This window comes from Streptomyces sp. DSM 40868, assembly GCF_011820545.1.
Lineage (GTDB): Bacteria > Actinomycetota > Actinomycetes > Streptomycetales > Streptomycetaceae > Streptomyces > Streptomyces eurythermus.
The window spans coordinates 4,298,925-4,318,423 of the sequence record NZ_CP050504.1 but is presented as its reverse complement, the minus strand read 5'-3'; the positions used below and the strand labels follow the sequence as shown (position 1 = coordinate 4,318,423).

Annotated in this window: 15 protein-coding genes, 4 tRNA genes and 1 other RNA gene; 11 read left to right on the top strand and 9 right to left on the bottom strand. The window is 72.7% G+C overall.

What is annotated here, in order from left to right:
- Nucleotides 1-284 precede the first annotated feature (284 nt).
- Together HB370_RS19615 and HB370_RS19610 are read left to right on the top strand one after the other, a co-directional pair.
- On the top strand, nucleotides 285-503 hold the full coding sequence (locus tag HB370_RS19615) for an excisionase family DNA-binding protein (protein WP_030785991.1): 219 nt from the start codon (nucleotides 285-287) through the stop codon (nucleotides 501-503).
- A gap of 78 nt (nucleotides 504-581) precedes the next feature.
- Nucleotides 582-1,865 carry a site-specific integrase gene (locus HB370_RS19610; protein ID WP_030785989.1) on the top strand — a complete coding sequence of 428 codons (1,284 nt, stop codon included), beginning with the start codon at nucleotides 582-584 and terminating at the stop codon, nucleotides 1,863-1,865.
- Nucleotides 1,866-1,927: 62 nt separating this feature from the next.
- Here HB370_RS19610 and HB370_RS19605 read toward each other — a convergent pair.
- A tRNA-Ser gene (locus HB370_RS19605) sits at nucleotides 1,928-2,015 on the bottom strand.
- Nucleotides 2,016-2,134: 119 nt separating this feature from the next.
- Between HB370_RS19605 and ffs the strand changes: the two genes are divergently transcribed.
- The 6 genes from ffs to HB370_RS19570 all read left to right on the top strand — a co-directional run bounded on the left by ffs (nucleotide 2,135) and on the right by HB370_RS19570 (nucleotide 11,388).
- Nucleotides 2,135-2,233: signal recognition particle sRNA small type (ffs, locus tag HB370_RS19600), an RNA gene on the top strand.
- 78 nt (nucleotides 2,234-2,311) lie between these two features.
- Nucleotides 2,312-4,660 carry a DNA polymerase III subunit gamma and tau gene (locus HB370_RS19595; RefSeq protein ID WP_030785984.1) on the top strand — a complete coding sequence of 783 codons (2,349 nt, stop codon included), beginning with the start codon at nucleotides 2,312-2,314 and terminating at the stop codon, nucleotides 4,658-4,660.
- Between the two features lie 572 nt (nucleotides 4,661-5,232).
- A complete protein-coding gene (gene purD, locus HB370_RS19590; RefSeq protein ID WP_030792502.1) occupies nucleotides 5,233-6,492 on the top strand; it encodes a phosphoribosylamine--glycine ligase in 1,260 nt (419 codons plus the stop codon).
- A gap of 279 nt (nucleotides 6,493-6,771) precedes the next feature.
- On the top strand, nucleotides 6,772-8,643 hold the full coding sequence (locus tag HB370_RS19585) for a hypothetical protein (protein ID WP_030792504.1): 1,872 nt from the start codon (nucleotides 6,772-6,774) through the stop codon (nucleotides 8,641-8,643).
- Between the two features lie 279 nt (nucleotides 8,644-8,922).
- The gene (locus tag HB370_RS19575; RefSeq protein ID WP_030792506.1) at nucleotides 8,923-10,419 is read left to right on the top strand and encodes a N,N-dimethylformamidase beta subunit family domain-containing protein; all 1,497 of its coding nucleotides are present in this window, start codon (nucleotides 8,923-8,925) and stop codon (nucleotides 10,417-10,419) included.
- Between the two features lie 69 nt (nucleotides 10,420-10,488).
- On the top strand, nucleotides 10,489-11,388 hold the full coding sequence (locus HB370_RS19570) for a phosphoribosylaminoimidazolesuccinocarboxamide synthase (protein WP_030792509.1): 900 nt from the start codon (nucleotides 10,489-10,491) through the stop codon (nucleotides 11,386-11,388).
- A 67-nt stretch (nucleotides 11,389-11,455) separates the two neighbouring features.
- On the opposite strand, the gene HB370_RS19565 is transcribed toward HB370_RS19570, so the two are convergent.
- The 8 genes from HB370_RS19565 to HB370_RS19530 form a co-directional block, all read right to left on the bottom strand.
- Nucleotides 11,456-11,531, bottom strand: a tRNA-Gly gene (locus HB370_RS19565).
- 23 nt (nucleotides 11,532-11,554) lie between these two features.
- Complete coding sequence (locus HB370_RS19560; protein WP_030792512.1) at nucleotides 11,555-12,169, bottom strand: response regulator transcription factor; 615 nt, start codon at nucleotides 12,167-12,169, stop codon at nucleotides 11,555-11,557.
- On the bottom strand, nucleotides 12,166-13,419 hold the full coding sequence (locus HB370_RS19555; protein ID WP_030792515.1) for a histidine kinase: 1,254 nt from the start codon (nucleotides 13,417-13,419) through the stop codon (nucleotides 12,166-12,168). The genes HB370_RS19560 and HB370_RS19555 overlap by 4 nt, the downstream gene beginning before the upstream one ends.
- Before the next feature lie 13 nt (nucleotides 13,420-13,432).
- On the bottom strand, nucleotides 13,433-14,212 hold the full coding sequence (locus HB370_RS19550) for an ABC transporter permease (protein ID WP_030792518.1): 780 nt from the start codon (nucleotides 14,210-14,212) through the stop codon (nucleotides 13,433-13,435).
- Nucleotides 14,209-15,153 (bottom strand): ABC transporter ATP-binding protein, encoded by a 945-nt coding sequence (locus HB370_RS19545; RefSeq protein WP_030792521.1) that lies wholly within the window; start codon nucleotides 15,151-15,153, stop codon nucleotides 14,209-14,211. The genes HB370_RS19550 and HB370_RS19545 overlap by 4 nt, the downstream gene beginning before the upstream one ends.
- 126 nt (nucleotides 15,154-15,279) lie before the next feature.
- Nucleotides 15,280-15,352 (bottom strand) — tRNA-Gly (locus HB370_RS19540).
- Between the two features lie 80 nt (nucleotides 15,353-15,432).
- Nucleotides 15,433-15,504, bottom strand: a tRNA-Gly gene (locus HB370_RS19535).
- A 164-nt stretch (nucleotides 15,505-15,668) separates the two neighbouring features.
- A complete protein-coding gene (locus tag HB370_RS19530; protein ID WP_030619653.1) occupies nucleotides 15,669-15,986 on the bottom strand; it encodes an Lsr2 family protein in 318 nt (105 codons plus the stop codon).
- A gap of 311 nt (nucleotides 15,987-16,297) precedes the next feature.
- Here HB370_RS19530 and purS point away from each other — a divergent pair, with 311 nt between their 5' ends.
- From purS to purL, 3 genes are read left to right on the top strand one after another with little or no spacing between them, the layout of a single operon-like run.
- The gene (gene purS / locus HB370_RS19525; protein WP_014673609.1) at nucleotides 16,298-16,561 is read left to right on the top strand and encodes a phosphoribosylformylglycinamidine synthase subunit PurS; all 264 of its coding nucleotides are present in this window, start codon (nucleotides 16,298-16,300) and stop codon (nucleotides 16,559-16,561) included.
- A complete protein-coding gene (gene purQ / locus HB370_RS19520; RefSeq protein WP_030792523.1) occupies nucleotides 16,558-17,238 on the top strand; it encodes a phosphoribosylformylglycinamidine synthase subunit PurQ in 681 nt (226 codons plus the stop codon). Before purS ends, purQ begins: the two co-directional genes overlap by 4 nt.
- The gene (purL, locus tag HB370_RS19515; RefSeq protein WP_037703081.1) at nucleotides 17,235-19,493 is read left to right on the top strand and encodes a phosphoribosylformylglycinamidine synthase subunit PurL; all 2,259 of its coding nucleotides are present in this window, start codon (nucleotides 17,235-17,237) and stop codon (nucleotides 19,491-19,493) included. Before purQ ends, purL begins: the two co-directional genes overlap by 4 nt.
- Nucleotides 19,494-19,499 lie beyond the last annotated feature (6 nt).

The window sequence follows — 19,499 nt, the reverse complement described above, 5'->3', positions numbered from 1 at the left end:
CTGCGTCACCCACGGACGGAAATCCCACCGTGACCAGCCCGAACGACGGTGACGCAGACGGCCAACGGCTGCGTCACCCGCGTCACCCGCGTCACCTGCGTCACCCCGTGACGGACGCCTGCGTCACCCCGTGACGCGCCCCAACCCTGCTGTGTCACCCAAAGCCGCTGGTCAGAAGCGCGGTTGACGCAGATGACGCGGTGACGCAGAAATCCGCACCTCGGACACACGGCCCCACCGCGCACCGCCTACCACTCACCGTGAAGCGAAGGAGTGTCACGCGCATGCCCACGGCCCCATATGCAGACGCCGCCGACCCGTCCCTCGTACTGCTGACGGTCGAGGAAGCCGCCCGCCGCCTCAGCGTCGGACGTACCACCTGCTTCGCACTGGTCCGCTCCGGAGAGCTGGAGTCCGTGACGGTCGGCAGGCTCCGCAGGATCCCTGCGGACGCCATCCCCGCTTTCGCCAACAGCCTCCGCACCGTCCACCGGGCGGCTTGACCACGTCGGGCGGCGGTCTACCGGGAGAGGCAGACCGCCGCCCGTGATCCACCAGGACTGAACAACGGGAGCCTGCCTGTGGCAGAGCAGAACAAGCGCACCCGCCGCGCCAACGGCGAATCGGCGATCTACTTCGGAAAGGACGAACGGTGGCACGCCCGAGTCCCGATGGGCTACAAGGACGACGGGACGCCGTACCGCCGCCACCTCACCCGCCCCACGCGCAAGGAACTGGTCGAGGAAGTCCGCCGGCTGGAGAAGCAGCGGGACCAGGGCTCGGCACAGCAGCCTGGGAAGCCATGGACGGTTGAGAAGTGGCTCCAGCACTGGGTTGAGAACATCGCCAAGCCCGTCGTCAGCGAGAACACCTACGACGGCTACGAGGTCGCGGTTCGGGTTCACCTCGTGCCCGGCATCGGGAAACACCGCCTTGACCGCCTGGAGCCCGAGCATCTGGAGAGCCTGTACCGCCGGATGCAGGCCAACGGGCAGCGCAAGGCTGGCACGGCCCACCAGGCGCACCGCACTGCCCGGACCGCTCTCGGCGAGGCTGTACGGCGCGGATACGCGGCGAAGAACGCTGCCGCTCTGGCCAAGCCGCCCCGGATGGAAGAAGACGAGACAGAGGTAGAGCCCTACTCGCTGCATGAGATCAAGCGCCTACTGGTCGAAGCGAGGCGGCACCGGAACAGTGCCCGCTGGATGCTGGCGCTGGCGCTCGGCCTGCGGCAGGGGGAAACGCTGGGCCTGCGCTGGTGTGATGTCGACCTGGAGAACGAGTACCTGAAGCTGCGCCGGAACCGTCTCCGCCCCAGGTACGAGCACGGCTGTGCGGAGACGGCACCGTGCGGCCGGAAGGCGGGGTACTGCCCGGACCGGGTGCAGGTGCGGCGCGAGACTAAGAACACGAAGTCGAGAGCGGGGCGCCGTGTGGTCCCTCTGCCGGGCCCCCTGATCGTCATGTTGCGCTCGCACGCCGAGGAACAAGCGCGTGAGCGCAAGGTCGCCGGGGACCTCTGGGTTGAGTCCGACTACGTGTTCACGAAGCCGCTCGGCGGCCCGCTCAGCCCGAACACCGACTATCACGAGTGGAAGCGGCTGTTGCAGGCCGCCGAGGTTCGGAGCGCCCGGCTGCACGATGCCCGGCACACGGCCGCCACCGTGCTCATGCTGCTCCGCGTACCGGATCGGGTCATCGATCTGATCATGGGATGGGAGCCCGGGACCTCCGCCCGGATGCGGGCGCGATACCAGCATGTGCCGGACGTCATGTTCAAGGAGGTCGCCGGAATGATCGCCGAAGCGATCTGGGGACCGATGCCGGCGCACCCTATGGACAAAGACCAGGACAACGAGGTCTGAGGACAACGCCGAAGGGCCCCCTGTTTCCAGGGGGCCCTTCGGCAACGTGCCCGGTGAGGCACTGGCGGAGGATACGAGATTCGAACTCGTGAGGGGTTGCCCCCAACACGCTTTCCAAGCGTGCGCCCTAGGCCTCTAGGCGAATCCTCCGCCGAGAACATTACATGACCGAGGGGAGTGCTCGCGAACCCGTTCCCGCAGGCCGTCCCCGGGTGCGGGGGGCGGGGCGATCGGGTTCGGTCCGGGCGCCGCCATCGGGTACTGTGGGGCACAGCCCCTCACGCGGCGCTATCTGACTGAACTCCCCCAGGGCCGGAAGGCAGCAAGGGTAGGTCGGCTCTGGCGGGTGCGTGGGGGGCGCTTGCGTTCCCGGGGGCAGGGTCGGGGTCAGGGTCCGGATCCGCGGGCGGGGTCCGTTGTCAGTGCGCCCCATTAACCTCGTATGCGTGTCGTCTCTCGCGCTGTACCGCCGCTACCGCCCGGAGACCTTTGCGGAGGTCATCGGGCAGGAGCATGTCACCGACCCGCTGCAGCAGGCGCTGCGGAACAACCGGGTCAATCACGCGTACCTGTTCAGCGGCCCCCGCGGATGCGGCAAGACGACCAGCGCGCGCATCCTCGCCCGCTGTCTGAACTGTGAGCAAGGTCCCACGCCGACCCCCTGCGGGGAGTGCCAGTCGTGCCGCGACCTCGCCCGGAACGGACCCGGGTCCATCGACGTCATCGAGATCGACGCGGCCTCTCACGGTGGTGTGGACGACGCCCGTGAGCTGCGCGAGAAGGCCTTCTTCGGCCCCGCGAGCAGCCGCTACAAGATCTACATCATCGACGAGGCCCACATGGTCACGTCGGCCGGCTTCAACGCGCTGCTGAAGGTCGTCGAGGAGCCGCCGGAGCACCTGAAGTTCATCTTCGCGACCACCGAGCCCGAGAAGGTCATCGGCACCATCCGGTCGCGGACCCACCACTACCCGTTCCGGCTCGTCCCCCCGGGCACCCTGCGCGAGTACCTCGGCGAGGTGTGCCAGAAGGAGAACATCCCGGTCGAGGACGGCGTGCTGCCGCTCGTCGTGCGTGCCGGCGCCGGTTCCGTGCGTGACTCCATGTCCGTCATGGACCAGCTCCTCGCCGGCGCCGGCGAGGACGGTGTGACGTATGCCATGGCGACCTCCCTCCTCGGCTACACCGACGGCTCCCTGCTCGACTCCGTCGTGGAGGCCTTCGCCACCGGTGACGGGGCCGCCGCCTTCGAGGTGGTGGACCGGGTCATCGAGGGCGGCAACGACCCGCGCCGCTTCGTCGCCGACCTGCTGGAGCGGCTGCGGGACCTGGTGATCCTCGCCGCCGTGCCGGACGCCGTGGAGAAGGGCCTCCTCGACGCCCCGGCCGACGTACTGGAGCGGATGCAGGCCCAGGCCGAGACGTTCGGCGCCGCCGAGCTGAGCCGCGCCGCCGACCTGGTCAACGAGGGCCTGACCGAGATGCGCGGCGCCACCTCGCCCCGCCTCCAGCTGGAACTGATCTGCGCCCGCGTCCTGCTCCCCGCCGCCTACGGCGACGAACGGTCCGTCATGGCCCGCCTCGACCGCCTGGAGCGCGGCATCGGCTTCTCGGGCGGGGGCGGCATGCCCGCCATGGGCTACGTCCCGGGCCCCGAGACCCACGGCGGCGCGGCTGCGGGTGCCGGTGCGTTGTCGGTGCCGCCCGGTGGAGGGCCCGCCGCGGCCCGCGCGGCTGTCCGGGCCGCGGGTGGCCCCGGTGGTGCCGGTGGTCCTGGTGTTCCGGCGGGTGCGGGGGTCCCGGTAGGACCTGGCGCCGGGGACCCGGCGGCCCCCGGCGGCCCGGTCGAGGCTGCCGCCCCCGCCGCCTCTGCCGTCCCTGCCGCAGCGGCGCCTTCGCCCGCCCCTGCCCCTGCCCCCGCCGCCCCGGAGGCCCCGGTCCCGGCGGTCCCGGCCGCAACGGCCGCCCCTGCGCCCGCGGCTCAGCCCCCGGCCGCCCCCGCCCCCGGCGCCTGGCCCACCGCGGCCCCCGCCGGCAGCGGCCGGCGTCCCGGCGGCTGGCCCACGGCCGCCGCTCCGGCGAGCGGGCGGGCAGGCCAGGGACAGGGCGCGGGCCAGCCGCAGCAGCCGGGCCGTCCGGCTCCTGCTGCCGCGCCCGCCCCCGCGCCGCAGGCTCCGGCGCCCGCCCCCACCGGCGGCCTCGACCCCCGCGCGCTCTGGCCGAACATCCTGGAGACCGTCAAGAACCGCCGCCGCTTCACCTGGATCCTGCTCAGCCAGAACGCCCAGGTGACCGGCTTCGACGGCACCACCCTCCAGCTGGGCTTCGTCAACGCCGGTGCCCGTGACAACTTCGCGAGCAGCGGCAGCGAGGACGTGCTGCGGCAGGCGCTGGCCGAGCAGTTCAACGTGCAGTGGAAGATCGAGGCGGTCGTCGACCCGTCCGGCGGCGGTGCCCCGCAGGCCCCGGCCGGCGCGTCCGGCTACGGCGGCTCCCCCGCCGGTGGTTACGGCAGCGCTCCCGGCGGTGGCTACGGCGCTCCCGCCGCGCCCCGCCCGGCGGCTCCCCAGGCTGCCGCGCAGGCTCCCGCCGCCACCCGGAACAGCGCTCCGGCCGCGCCCGCGCCCGCACCGGCGCCCCAGCCGGCCGCCGCCCCCGAGCCGCCGCCCGTCGCCCCCGAGGACGACATCCCCGAGGACGACGACCCGGATCTGGACGAGTCGGCCCTCTCCGGCCACGAACTGATCGTGCGCGAGCTGGGCGCGACGGTGGTGGAGGAGTTCACCAACGAGTAGCCCACCGGTGGTCGAACAGCCCCCGAGGACAGTCCGACCACCGGGCTCACGGGGTTTCCGGCCCCGGCCATCGGGCCCACGGGCCTACGAAGCACCGGCCCACCGAGCCACCCGCCCCTCCCGGGCCACCGCTTCCACCCGGCCCCCAGCCGCCCGGCCCCGAGCCCCCGGCCTCGGACCTGGTCCACCAAGCCCACCCAGTCCCCAGCTCACCGGTTCCACCCGGCCCCGGCCCGCCGAGTCGGTCCGGTCCCGGGGCCGCCGAGTCCACCTGGTCCCGCGCCACTGGCCGGCCGGTCCCCGGCTCACCACCCCGCCCGGTCTGCCTCACGGCGCCCGCCATCCAGCGGGCCCCGCCCCGTCGGCTCCCGGTTCCAGACCACTGAGCCACCCACCCGGCCCCCGGCCCACCAAGCCCACTTGGCCCCAGGACCCACCCCGGGCCCCAGCCCCCGAGCCCCCGGTCGCCGCACCCCAGCCCCCCACCTCGAACCCCCTCCCCGCCCCCTTTGGAGAAAGCTCCGACAAACCCGGCCCCCGGGTTTCGGTGACCTTGCCATTAGGCTGACCCCGTGAAGGTCCTCGTCATCGGCGGCGGCGCCCGCGAACACGCCCTGTGCCGCTCCCTGTCCCTCGACCCCGACGTCACCGCGCTGTACTGCGCCCCCGGCAACGCCGGCATCGCCGAGGTGGCCGAGCTGCACCAGGTCGACGCGCTCGACGGTGCCGCCGTGGCCGGACTGGCCACCCGCCTCGGTGCCGAACTGGTCGTCGTCGGCCCGGAGGCCCCGCTGGTCGCCGGTGTGGCCGACGCCGTCCGCGCGGCCGGCATCCCGGTGTTCGGCCCCTCCGGGGAGGCCGCCCGGATCGAGGGGTCCAAGGCCTTCGCCAAGGACGTCATGGCGGCGGCCGGGGTGCCGACCGCCCGCTCCTACGTCTGCACCAGCGCCGAGGAGGTCGCCGAGGCCCTGGACGCCTTCGGCGCCCCCTACGTCGTCAAGGACGACGGTCTCGCCGCCGGCAAGGGCGTGGTCGTCACCTCCGACATCGAGGCCGCCAAGGCGCACGCCGCCGGCTGCGAACGGGTGGTGATCGAGGAGTTCCTGGACGGCCCCGAGGTGTCCCTCTTCGCCATCACCGACGGCGAGACGGTCGTACCGCTCCAGCCCGCCCAGGACTTCAAGCGCGCCCTGGACGGTGACGAGGGCCCCAACACCGGCGGCATGGGCGCGTACTCGCCGCTGCCGTGGGCCGACCCGAAGCTGGTCGACGAGGTGCTGCAGACCGTGCTCCAGCCGACGGTGGACGAGATGCACCGCCGCGGCACGCCCTTCTCCGGGCTGCTCTACGCCGGCCTCGCGATCACCTCGCGCGGGGTCCGGGTCATCGAGTTCAACGCCCGCTTCGGCGACCCCGAGACCCAGGTCGTGCTGGCCCGCCTGAAGACGCCGCTGGCCGGCGTGCTGATGGCCGCCGCCACCGGGCACCTGGCCGATCTGCCGCCGCTGCGCTGGAGCGAGGACGCGGCCGTCACCGTCGTCGTCGCCTCGCACAACTACCCCGGCACCCCCCGCACCGGCGACCCGATCACCGGGCTGGACGCGGTGGCCGCCGAGGACGCCCCGCACGCGTACGTGCTGCACGCCGGTACGACGCGCCAGGGCGACGCGGTGGTCAGCGCCGGCGGACGCGTGCTGTCCGTCACGGCCACCGGCAAGGACCTGGCCGAGGCGCGCGAGCGGGCGTACCGGGCGGTGGGCCGGATCGGCCTTGACGGCTCGCAGCACCGTACCGACATCGCGGCGAAGGCGGCGCAGTCCCCGGGCGCCTGAGCCCATGCCCTTCTGACCTGCACGTATGCCACTCAGGCCCCGGATCCACAATCCGGGGCCTGATCTTTGCTGTCTGTCACCCAGCTCTGACCAAAGCCATTCCATCGAGTGAGCAATCGGCTATCCGGCTGACGGGGGACCAGGCCCCAACTAGGGTGCCGCGCAAGCGTTCCGGCACTTGGCCCACCGGCATTGCGATGTCAGTGGCGGGTGCCACAGTGGGGGAGTGGGCAACACCAGGACAGCACGCGAGCGGCAGGGAGGGGGCGAGATCGGCACGTGACCGGAATCGGTGTGGAGGCGGGCGCGCAGGCCGCGCGCTCCCGGGCCCTCGCCGTGCTGCGGGTCCGGAGCCGGGCGCTGGCCGTGGCGGTGCTGCCCGCGGGCGCCGCGGTGATCCTGCTGACCGGCGCCTCCACCGGCCATCTCGTCGGCCGGGGCTGGGACGCCGCCCGCTGGGCCGTGGGCGTGCCGGCGGTGCTGGTGCTGCTGGCCGCGGCCGGTGTCGGCCTGGTCGTGGCCCGGGCCCGCCCCGCCACCAGCCCCACGGTGCCGATCCCGGAGGAGTCCGCCCCCGATCTGTACCGGATGGTGCGCGACCTGGCCGACCGCCTGGAGGTCCCGGCCCCGTCGGCCATAGCGCTCACCCCGGACTGCGACAGCTGGCTGGAGGACCGGGCGCACTCGGCGCACGGCCCGCCGCCGCGCCCGGCACCCGGCGGGCCGGCGGGCCCGGCCCGCCCCCGGACCCCGACCCCGCCGGTCCTCGTCATCGGCTCGCCCTTCCTGTGGTGGATGCGCGTGGGCGAGCTGCGCGCGGTCCTCGCCCCGGTCATCGCGGGTACGGGGCCCTCGGCGCACCCGGACATAGCGGCCGCCCGCCGCTTCGTGCGCGGGCTGGACGCGGCCGTGGCCGTCGCCTCCGCTCCGGGCCGCCGGCCGCCGGTGCGCGGACTGTGCGCGGCCGTCGGCTGGGTGGCCCGGCTGCTGCTGCGCGGCTGCCGGGAGCACGCGACGCAGATGGAGCGCGGGGTCGCGGCGGCGGCGGCCGAGCGCGCCCAGGCGGTCGACTACGGCCTGCGGATCGTCGCCCAGGAACAGGTCGGACTGGCCTACGCCGGCTGGGACCGGCTGCTGACCAGGGTGGCGCTGCCCGCCTGGCGCATGGGCCGGTGGCCGTCCCGGCTGGACGCGGGCGTGGTGGCGGCGCTCACCGAGCTGTCCCGCCGCGACCGGCTGGCCGAGGGCTTCACCTCCCGGCTCGGCGAGCGCCCGGCCTGCGATCTGCTGGAGGAACCCGGCGCGGTGGACGAGGCCGCGTCCCTGCTCGCCGCCCGCCTCTTCCACGGCGGCCCCGCGACGCCGTGCTCCGACTGGGCGCCGGTGGACTGGCAGGCGTATCCGGAGGAGGTCGTGGACCGCACCTGGCGCGTCGACGCGGCCCGCCTGCACCGCGCCCTGGACGCGCTGGGCGTCCGCTCCTCCCGCCACCCCGGCACCCCCGATCCGGGCGGCCCCACCCTGGCCCGGGTCCTGGACCACCTCACCACCGCGCGCACGGCCCCGGCCGGGCCCGCCCACCCGCACGAGCCCTTCCGGCAGGCCCCCGCCCCCCGAGCCGCCGACGGCGACGGGTACTCCCCGCAGGGGCCAACCCCGTCCGACGACGTCACTCGCGCGGGTGGTGTGGGTGGGCGCGACATGGACGCCGACGGCGAGGCGGAGACGGAGCCCGGCACCGACCGCAGCGTCGCCCTGGCCGCCCGTCTCACCGCCGAGCTGGCCCGCGAGGAGGCCCGCACCCAGCGGGCCCGCACAGGCGCCGTCACCGCCCACCAGAGCCCCGACAGCGTGGCCTGGGCACCCGGTGACTACGGCCTGCCGCCCTTCCCGCTCCAGCCCCACCGCACGGCCCGTGAGCTGCTCGCCGACCACGTCACGGCGATGGTGTGCTGCGCGGCTGTCGACACCGCGGGCGCGGTCCCCGCCCTGGACTGGCTGGACGGCCCCTCCCTGCTGCTGGGCGGCGAACGCGCCGCCGACCTCGCGCCCAAGGTGCTCACCCTGATCGAGGACGGGGACCCGGGCCCGCTGCGCGACTGGCTGACCGCCTTCGGCATACGCCCCGAGAAGCCCGTACGGCTGGTGTGACGCCGCGGCGAAGGCCGCGGCCAGGCGTCACCGTACGGCCGTCGGCGCCCAGCTCAGGGGCGCCGGCGCCGTACCCCCACAGGCCACTCCCGTAACGGAAAGGCGACTTCCACTTCAGGTCAATTCGCAACGAGTAGTGACCGGCCCCGTGCGTAATGTGATGTGCTGGGACGGACCACGCCTTTGGCAAGGGCGCGCGACATACGACAGCGCGGCCGAACACGGCGGAGCCACCGCACAGCGAGCCCAGACACGGGGGGATGAGGGAGGGGAGCGTCCATGGCCTCGGACCGCATTCGCCGCTGGGAGTCCGGAGCGCTCGCGCATGGCGTCACTGACCCCTTCGGCCAGGGCCCGGTGCCCTGGCTGCGTGGCAGTGAGCCGTACATCGACGACTTCGGCAAGGTGATGCCCTGGTACGTCGACGCCTGCCCGCAGGTGTCCGGGGGGACCGGCCGCCGCGCCACGGCCGCACGCTCCTCCTCCCCCGGGCCCCGCTCCGCCGACGACGTGCGCCTCCAGATCAAGGGCTTCACCTCCACCGGCGCCGTCGCGCCCGGCGAGGCGATCGACTTCCACATCACGGTCGACCCGCCGCAGGAGTTCGTCGTGGACATCTACCGCATCGGCCACTACGGCGGCGACGGCGCGGCGAAGATCACCACCAGCCCCCGGCTCTCCGGCATCGTCCAGCCCCCGCCGCTGACCGCCGACCGCACGGTCTCCTGCCACCACTGGTGGCTGTCCTGGCGCCTCCAGGTGCCCTCCTACTGGAGCATCGGCGCCTATGTGGCCGTCCTGACCACGCACGACGGCTACCGCTCCCACGTGCCCTTCACGGTCCGCGACAGCCACCCCGCCGACCTGCTCCTGCTGCTGCCCGACGTCACCTGGCAGGCGTACAACCTCTACCCGGAGGACGGCCACACCGGCGCCAGCCTCTACCACGCCTGGGACGAGGACGGCCGCCTCCTCGGCGAGGCCGACGCCGCCACCACCATCTCCTTCGACCGGCCGTACGCGGGCGCGGGCCTGCCCCTGCACGTCGGCCACGCCTACGACTTCATCCGCTGGGCCGAGCGCTACGGCTACGACCTCGCCTACGCCGACGCCCGCGACCTGCACGCCGGCCGGATCGACCCCACCCGCTACCGGGGCCTGGTCTTCCCGGGCCACGACGAGTACTGGTCGGTGCCGATGCGCCGGGCCGTCGAGGACGCCCGGGACCGGGGCACCTCGCTGGTCTTCCTCTCCGCCAACACCATGTACTGGCAGGTGGAGCTGGCGCCGTCCCCGTCCGGCGTCCCGGACCGGCTGCTGACCTGCCGCAAGCGCAAGGGCCCGGGGCGGCCGGTGCTGTGGCGCGAGATCGACCGGCCGGAACAGGAGCTGATCGGCATCCAGTACGCGGGCCGGGTGCCCGAGCCGCATCCGCTGATCGTCCGCAACGGCGGCCACTGGCTGTGGGAGGCGACCGGCGCGCACGAGGGCGACGAGATCAAGGGCCTGGTCGCCGGCGAGGCCGACCGCTACTTCCCGCGCACCGCGCTGCCCGAGCACGACGAGCGGATCCTGCTCGCCCACTCCCCCTACGCCGACGCCGACGGCGTCCGCCGGCACCAGGAGACGTCCCTCTACCGCGCCCCCTCCGGCGCCTGGGTGTTCGCCTCCGGGACCTTCGCCTGGTCCCCGGCCCTGGACCGCCCCGGCCACGTGGACGCCCGGATCCAGCGGGCCACGGCGAACCTGCTGGACCGCATCTGCAAACGCGACTGACCCCGGGGCGCGCCCGGCCTGCCCCGTACGGGAGAATCGGGGCATTGGACAGAGCCACGGGGAGGAACCGTGTCCGGATTCGTAGAAAAGCCCGAGCCGATCCAGGTTCCGGGCCTGGTGCACCTGCACACCGGAAAGGTGCGCGACCTGTACCAGAACGAGGCGGGCGACCTCGTGATGGTCGCCAGCGACCGCATGTCCGCCTACGACTGGGTGCTGCCCACCGAGATCCCCGACAAGGGCCGGGTCCTCACCCAGCTCTCCCTGTGGTGGTTCGACCAGCTCCGCGACCTCGCCGTGAACCACGTCATCGGCACCGAGGTGCCCGAGGGCGCCCCGGCCGACTGGGCGGGCCGGACGCTGGTGTGCAAGTCCCTGAAGATGGTCCCGGTGGAGTGTGTGGCCCGCGGCTACCTCACCGGCTCCGGCCTCGCCGAGTACCAGCAGTCCCGTACGGTCTGCGGCCTCGCCCTCCCCGAAGGCCTCGTCGACGGCTCCGAGCTGCCCGCCCCGATCTTCACCCCGGCCACCAAGGCCGAGGTCGGCGAGCACGACGAGAACGTCTCCTACGAGGAGGTGGCCCGCCGGATCGGCGCGGAGACCGCCGCCCAGCTGCGCCAGGCCACGCTCGCCGTGTACTCCCGGGCCCGGGACATCGCCCGGGAGCGGGGGATCATCCTGGCCGACACCAAGTTCGAGTTCGGCTTCGACGGCGACACGCTCGTCCTCGCCGACGAGGTCCTCACCCCGGACTCCTCCCGCTTCTGGCCGGCCGACACCTGGCAGCCGGGCCGCGCCCAGCCGTCGTACGACAAGCAGTTCGTGCGCGACTGGCTGACCTCGCCGGCGTCCGGCTGGGACCGCCGGAGCGAGCAGCCCCCGCCGCCGCTGCCCGAGGAGGTCGTGGCCGCGACCCGGCAGAAGTACGTGGAGGCGTACGAGCGGCTGACCGGCACCCCCTGGTCGTAGCCCGGCGACCCCCGGCGGAAGCCGGGGGTACGCAAGAAGCCCCCGGTGGGAACCGGGGGCTTCCGCATGGAGCGGACGACGAGGCTCGAACTCGCGACCTCAACCTTGGCAAGGTTGCGCTCTACCAACTGAGCTACGTCCGCGTTGCGCCGTGGCGCGAGAGCAACTATACCCAACCTCGCTCCCGTGCGAGACGCACCGCCGCATGACGGTTCTCGGCGCCGAGTTTGGTGACGGCCGAGGAGAGGTAGTTCCGCACGGTTCCCGGGGACAGCGCGGCCCGCTCGGCGATCTCCGCGACCGGCGCCCCGTCGGCGGCCAGCTCCAGCACCTCGGCCTCCCGCGCGGTCAGCGGGGAGTCTCCGGCGGAGATCGCGTCGGCGGCCAACTCGGGGTCGACGTAACGGTTTCCCGCGTGCACGGTCCGGATGATCTCGGCGAGCCGCTGGGCGCTGACGGTCTTCGGGACGAACCCGCGCACACCGGCCGCGAGGGCCCGTTTCAGATGCCCGGGGCGGCCGTGCCCGGTGACGATCAGCACCCGGCAGCCGGGCAGTTCGGCGCGCAGGGATGTGGCGACCTTCACACCGTCGGCGCCCGGCATCTGCAGATCCAGGACGGCGACGTCGGGGGCGTGCGCCCGCGCCATGGCCAGCGCCTCGGGTCCGCTCGCCGCCTCCGCGACGACCAGCAGGTCGTCCTCCAGGGACAGCAGCGCGGCCAGGGCGCCCCGGATCAGATGCTCGTCGTCGGCCAGCAGCAGCCGTACCGGTGCGCTCACGAGGTGGCTCCTCTCACAGTGGTCAGGGGTATGTCCGCGACCAGCCGGAACCGGTCCCGGTCCGGGCCGGTGTGGTCCGCCTCCAAGGTCCCGCCCACGGCGGCCAGCCGCTCCCGCAGCCCGGCCAGCCCCGAGCCGCCGCCCCCGCTGCCGCCGGCCGTCACGGCTCCGTCGTTCTCCACCGTGAGCACCGCCCGCCCCTCACGCACCGTCAGCCCCACCAGACACCGGCTCGCGTCCCCGTGCCGCAGCACGTTGGTGGCCGCCTCGCGCACCACCCAGCCGAGCGCGGACCGCACCTCGGCGGGCAGGCCGCCGGTCTCCGCGCGGACCTCGCAGTCGATCCCGGCCGCCGCCAGCACGCCCTGGGCACCGGCGAGTTCGGCGGCGAGGTCGGCCTCCCGGTAGCCGCGCACGACGGCCCGCACCTCCCGCTGGGTCTCCTGCGCGATCCGCTGCACCTCGATCATCTGCTCCACCGCCTCCGGCCGCCCGCGCCGGGCCAGTTGCACGGCCAGCTCGCTCTTGAGGGAGATCACCGACAGGTTCCGGCCCAGGACGTCGTGCAGGTCCCGGCCGAACCGCAGCCGTTCCTCGGCGACCGCGAGCCGGGCCTCCGTCTCGCGGGCGCGCTCCGCCTCCCACAGCACGGACAGGGTCCAGGAGCCGCACCGGTAGGCGAGCAGCGCGAACACCGTCATGAAGGCGGTGATCGCGGCGGTTCCGGCCAGCCCGGCGACGGACCGGTCGGCAACCCCCAGGGCGGCCATGAGCAGCGCCGCGAGCACCGCCGCGTTCCGCAGGTACACCCGTACCGGGACGGTGAGGCCGTAGAGCATCCCGTACGGCAGCAGGGCGGCGCCGAGTGCCAGCCGGATCGTCGGCCGGTCGGCTCCGCGTACGGCGGCGAGGGCCACGACCAGCGCCACGGCGAGGCCCAGCAGGACGGCCGGGACGCGGTGGGCGCCGGCCGGCAGCCGGGAACGCCCGAGATAGTGGTCGAGGGCGGGCCGGGTGAGCCGGTTCGCGGCGGCACACTGCGCCGCGGCCACCAGGATCAGCGGGACGCCGAGGAGGAGGGCCGCGGGCCGGCCGTGGACGAGTGAGGGGGTCAGCGGCAGCATCAGCCAGCTCAGGATGAAGAACCAGGTGGTGACGTACCAGGTGACCACCGTGTACAGCTCCACCCGGTCCGCCTTGCCGCGCTCCCGCCAGTGCCGCTGCTGCCACCGCCGTATCGGCCCCACCACACGCCCCCGTTCCTCAGCGCCGGGGCTCCCACCGGAACCACCGCCGGACAGCGACCACCGCCACCACGGTCCAGGCCAGCGCGGTCGCGAGCGCGCCCAGTGCCTCGTAGGCGCTCAACTGGCCGGTCCAGCCGCCCCGGACGAGCCGGATGGCGGGGGACAGCGGGAGCAGCTCGCAGACGGAGGCGAGCGGTTCCGGCATGACCTCGGTGGGCACCATGATCCCCGAGCCGAGCATCGAACCGAACACCAAGGGCAGCGCGGTGACCTGACCGCTCTCCACGGTCCGGGTGACGGTGGCGGTGAGGGCGGCCAGCGCGGCACTCAGCACCAACCCGGCCACCAGGCCCAGCAGGGTCAGGTACGGCGCCTCGGGGGCCCCGGCGTCCAGCAGCGCCACGCATCCGGCGCACAGCACCAGGGACTGCGCGAGGCCCACGGTCAGGGTGGGCAGGGCGGTGCCGGCGAGGATCTCGGCGTCGGTCGGTTCGCCGGTGCGCAGCCGCTTCAGGACGAGTTCCTCGCGGCGGGCCACGTAGGCGTTGACGAGCGCGCTGTAGACGGCGAAGAGGAACGAGAAGCCGATCCCGGCGGTGAGCATGGCGGAGCCGACGCTGATGCCCTGCTTCTCCAGGTCCACGTGGTCCAGGGCCGGCCGCACGCTGAACGGCAGCAACAGCGGCACCAGGAGCGCGGTGACGACGACCCCGCGGTTGCGGCCGAGCAGGGTCAGCTCGGCCCGGGCCAGCGCCCGCAGCCGCCGCACGGAGGGCGCGGTGAGGGACATGCTCATGCCGCCGCCACCTCCTCCCGCTTCCCGGCGATCCCGAGGAACGCCTCCTCCAGGGAGGCCGAGCGCACGTCCAGCGCGCCCAGTTCGACCCCGGCCCGCTCGGCCCAGGTGAGGACGGCGGTGGCGGTCCGCTGGAGTTCGCGGGTGCGCAGCCGGACGGTCCGGCCGTCGTACTCGTGGTCCAGGACGCCGAGGGCGGCGAGCGGCGGCAGATCGCCGGGGAAGTAGCCGGGGGGCAGTTCGAAGGACATCCGGGAGGGGCGGCCGGCGGTGACCTCGGCCGGTGTGCCGGAGGCGGCGATCCGGCCCTCGTGCAGGATGGCGAGCCGGTCGGCCAGGTCCTCGGCCTCTTCCAGGTAGTGCGTGGTGAGCAGCACCGTGGTGCCCTGGTCGCGCAGTTCGCGCACCAGCGCCCAGGTGTCCCGGCGGCCCTCGGCGTCGAGTCCGGTGGTCGGCTCGTCGAGGAAGAGCACCTCCGGGTCGCCGAGCAGGGCGAGTGCCAGGTCGAGGCGCCGGCGCTCCCCGCCGGAGAGCTGCTTGACCCGTACGCCGTGCTTGTCCGCGAGCCCCACCCGCTCCAGCACCTCGGGCTCCGGCCGCGCCCCGGTGGTGCAGCCGGCCCACATCCGGGCGGTCTCGGCGACGGTCAGTTCGGCGGGGAAGCCGCCTTCCTGGAGCATCACGCCGGTGCGGGGCCGTACGGCGGCCCGCTCGCGGTAGGGGTCGTGGCCGAGCACCCGGATCCGGCCGCCCGCCGGTGCGGTCAGCCCCTCCAGCAGTTCGACCGTCGAGGTCTTCCCGGCGCCGTTGGTGCCCAGCAGGGCGAAGATCTCCCCGCGCGCCACGGAGAAGCTGATTCCGCGTACGGCTTCGAACCCGCCCCCGTAGACACGCCTGAGGTCGGTGACCTCGATCACGTGCTCGTGTCCGTCGATGTTCATGACACCAGCGTCCGCCGGGCGCGCCCTCGTCGGCAGTGCGCGATGTCATCCCCGGGCATGACAAATGTCAGTACCGGGCCGGAGCACGAAAAGACCCCGGTCCAGTGGACCGGGGTCTCATTCCCGAGCGGACGACGAGGCTCGAACTCGCGACCTCAACCTTGGCAAGGTTGCGCTCTACCAACTGAGCTACGTCCGCACTGCTCCCGATCGGCTCTCACCGACCGGTGCGAGCACCAGCCTACCTGATCCACCACAGTGGTCGTGTCGGCGGTGCGGAGCGGGTGACAGGAATCGCACACTGCGCCTTCCCCCTGGAAGGGGGATGTTCTGCTACTGAACTACACCCGCGTGTCCTCGGGATCCGGCCTGTCGGCCTCGCCCCTCGGCGTGACCCAGACATTAGCCGATCATCGGGGGGGTAGCGCAAGTCGGCTCCCTCCCGGTCCCGTTTGTCCCAAGTGCACGGCTGCCAGGGCCCGCTGACGGACCCTGGCAGCCGCCCCTTCGCGGGCTCACTGCGCGGCGGTGAACGCCTCGTAGACCTTCTTCGGGATGCGTCCCCGGGCTGGGACGTCCATCTTGTTGGCCTGGGCCCAGGCGCGGACGGCCGCCGGGTCGGGAGCGACCTCCGTCTGCTTGTACGCCTTGCCGGACCGCGACCGCTTGCGGCCGGCCTCGACGTACGGCGCGAGCGCCTTGCGCAGTTTCTTGGCGTTGGTTTCGTTCAGGTCGATCTCGTACGACTTGCCGTCGAGTCCGAAGGCGATCGTTTCCGCCGCTTCCGAGCCGTCGATGTCGTCAAAGAGAGTGACCACGACCTTTTGCGCCACGAATATCGGTCCCTTCGTGCGGCACGTCGTTACAGCTCAACGCCGATGACGTGCCGAGTATCGGCTATTGCCAATTCATTTGTACAGTGCCCGGCAATGAAATGTGAAGCCCGACTAAATCCGTCCGCGTGTCCGGGCGCAATAGGGGGCGGGCGGGCGACTGTGGAACTTTCCCAGAACTTTTCGCGGGTCCGTGGCTTCGACACCCGATCGTGATGCGCCTCACGTACTTTCCTCCAACTCTACCCGCGTAGAAATTTTGTGCGGGTAGTCTGAAGGAACCTGCTCAGCACCACACACCGGGAGTGCCAGTGGCACGCGTCGTAGTCGACGTCATGCTCAAGCCGGAGATCCTCGACCCCCAGGGCCAGGCGGTCCAGCGTGCGCTGCCCCGCCTGGGATTCGAAGGGATCTCGGACGTACGTCAGGGAAAGCGTTTCGAACTGGAAGTTGACGGACCGGTCGACGAGGCCGCCCTCGCCCGCATCCGCGATCTTGCGGAATCCTTCCTCGCCAACACCGTGATCGAGGACTTCACGGTCCGCGTCGACGAAGTCGCGGAGGCGGCCAAGTGACCGCTCGTATTGGCGTCGTCACTTTCCCGGGCAGCCTGGACGACCGGGACACCCAGCGCGCGATCCGCCTCGCGGGCGCCGAGCCGGTCGCCCTGTGGCACAAGGACAAGGACCTCAAGCAGGTCGACGCCGTGGTGCTGCCCGGCGGCTTCTCCTACGGCGACTATCTGCGGGCCGGGGCCATCTCCCGGTTCTCGCCGGTGATGGACACCGTGATCGAGCAGGCGAAGGCCGGGCTGCCGGTCCTCGGCATCTGCAACGGTTTCCAGGTCCTCACCGAGGCCCACCTCCTCCCGGGCGCGATGCTCGGCAACGACCACCTCCACTTCATCTGCCGCGACCAGAAGCTGCGGGTGGAGAACGCGGAGACGGCCTGGACCGGCGACTACCGCGCCGGGCAGGAGATCCACATCCCGCTGAAGAACATGGACGGCCGGTACGTCGCCGACGCCTACACGCTCGACAAGCTGGAGGCGGAGGGCCGGGTCGTCTTCCGTTACCTCGACTTCAACCCCAACGGCTCGCTGCGGGACATCGCCGGCATCACCAACGAGGCCGGGAACGTCGTCGGCCTCATGCCGCACCCCGAGCACGCCGTCGAGCCGCTGATCGGTACCGGCCGTACCGACGGGCTCCCGTTCTTCACCTCGATCCTCAAGAAGCTGGTCAACGCATGAGCCGGACGCCTCTGGACACGGTCGAGCACGCGGCCGCGACCCCCGACGTCGAGCTGCCCTGGGCCGAACTCGGCCTGAAGAAGGACGAGTACGAGCGGGTGGTGGAGATCCTCGGCCGCCGCCCGACCGGCGCCGAACTCGCCATGTACTCGGTCATGTGGTCCGAGCACTGCTCGTACAAGTCCTCCAAGGTCCACCTGCGCCAGTTCGGCGAGAAGGCGCCCCAGTCGGACGCGCTGCTCGTCGGCATCGGCGAGAACGCGGGCGTGGTCGACGTCGGCCAGGGTTACGCCGTGACCTTCAAGGTCGAGTCGCACAACCACCCGTCGTACGTCGAGCCCTACCAGGGCGCGGCCACCGGCGTCGGCGGCATCGTCCGCGACATCATCGCGATGGGCGCCCGCCCGGTCGCGGTCGTGGACCCGCTGCGCTTCGGCGCCGCCGACCACCCCGACACCAAGCGCGTCCTGCCGGGCGTGGTCGCGGGCATCGGTGGCTACGGCAACTGCCTGGGCCTGCCCAACATCGGCGGCGAGGTCGTCTTCGACGCCTGCTACCAGGGCAACCCGCTGGTCAACGCCGGTGCCATCGGTGTGATGCGGCACGAGGACATCCACCTCGCCAAGGCCTCCGGCGCGGGCAACAAGGTCATCCTCTACGGCGCCCGGACCGGCGGCGACGGCATCGGCGGCGCGTCCATCCTCGCCTCCGAGACCTTCGACGACGCCAAGCCCTCCAAGCGCCCCGCCGTCCAGGTCGGCGACCCCTTCCAGGAGAAGCTCCTCATCGAGTGCACCCTGGAGGCGTTCAAGGAGAAGCTGGTCGTCGGCATCCAGGACCTCGGCGCGGCCGGCCTGTCCTGCGCGACGAGCGAGCTGGCGTCCAACGGCTCCGGCGGCATGCGCGTGACGCTGGACGACGTGCCGCTGCGCGACTCGACCCTGTCTCCTGAGGAGATCCTCATGAGCGAGTCGCAGGAGCGCATGTGCGCGGTCGTGGAGCCCGAGAAGGTCGACCGCTTCCTGGAGATCTGCGAGAAGTGGGACGTCATCGCCACCGTCATCGGTGAGGTGACCGACGGCGACCGGCTGGAGATCTTCTGGCACGGCGAGAAGATCGTGGACGTGGACCCGCGCACGGTCGCGCACGACGGCCCGGTCTACGAGCGCCCGTACGCCCGCCCCGACTGGCAGGACGCCCTCCAGGCCGACGACGCGAACAAGCTGCCCCGCCCGGAGACGAGCGAGGAGCTGAAGGACCAGGTCCTGAAGCTGGTGGCGTCGCCGAACCAGGCGTCGAAGAAGTGGATCACGCAGCAGTACGACCACTTCGTGCAGGGCAACACCGTGCTGGCGCAGCCGGAGGACTCCGGCATGATCCGCGTCGACGAGGAGAGCGGTCTCGGCGTCGCGATCGCGACGGACGGCAACGGCCGCTACGCCAAGCTCGACCCGTACACCGGCGCGCAGCTGGCCCTCGCCGAGGCCTACCGGAACGTGGCCACCACGGGCGCCAAGCCGCTGGCCGTCTCCGACTGCCTGAACTTCGGCTCGCCCGAGGACCCGGCCGTGATGTGGCAGTTCGCCGAGGCGGTACGCGGCCTCGCCGACGGGTGTCAGCAACTGGGTACCCCGGTGACCGGCGGCAACGTCTCGCTGTACAACCAGACCGGCGAGGCGGCGATCCACCCGACCCCGGTCGTGGCCGTCCTCGGCGTGATCGACGACGTGGCCCGCCGCACCCCGGTCGCCTTCCAGGAGGAGGGCCAGCTGATCTACCTCCTCGGCGACACCCGCGAGGAGTTCGGCGGCTCGGCCTGGTCCCAGGTGGTCCACGACCACCTCGGCGGTCTGCCCCCGGCGGTGGACCTGGAGCGGGAGCGGCTGCTGGCCGAGATCCTGATCTCCGCCTCCCGCGACGGCATGATCGACTCCGCGCATGACCTGTCCGACGGCGGTCTGATCCAGGCGGTCGTGGAGTCCGCGCTGCTCGGCGGCATCGGCGCCCGCCTGGTCGTCCCCGACGGCCTGGACGCCTTCACCTTCCTCCTCTCGGAGTCGGCCGGCCGCGCCATCGTCGCCGTCCCGCGCTCGGAGGAGATCCGCTTCACCGACATGTGCGGCGCCCGCGGCCTGCCGGCCACCCGCATCGGCGTGGTGGACGGCGACACGGTGGAGATCCAGGGCGAGTTCTCCCTCACCCTGGAAGAACTCCGCAAGGCCCACGAGGAGACGATCCCGGCGCTGCTGGCGTAGCCGGCA

Excerpts from the sequence above, each read along its gene's own strand:
- HB370_RS19575 (WP_030792506.1), top strand. The coding sequence starts at position 8,923 with ATGGCCTCGGACCGCATTCGCCGCTGGGAGTCCGGAGCGCTCGCGCAT.
- HB370_RS19545 (WP_030792521.1), bottom strand. The coding sequence starts at position 15,153 with ATGAACATCGACGGACACGAGCACGTGATCGAGGTCACCGACCTCAGG.
- HB370_RS19550 (WP_030792518.1), bottom strand. The coding sequence starts at position 14,212 with ATGAGCATGTCCCTCACCGCGCCCTCCGTGCGGCGGCTGCGGGCGCTG.
- purL (WP_037703081.1), top strand. The coding sequence starts at position 17,235 with ATGAGCCGGACGCCTCTGGACACGGTCGAGCACGCGGCCGCGACCCCC.
- HB370_RS19615 (WP_030785991.1), top strand. The coding sequence starts at position 285 with ATGCCCACGGCCCCATATGCAGACGCCGCCGACCCGTCCCTCGTACTG.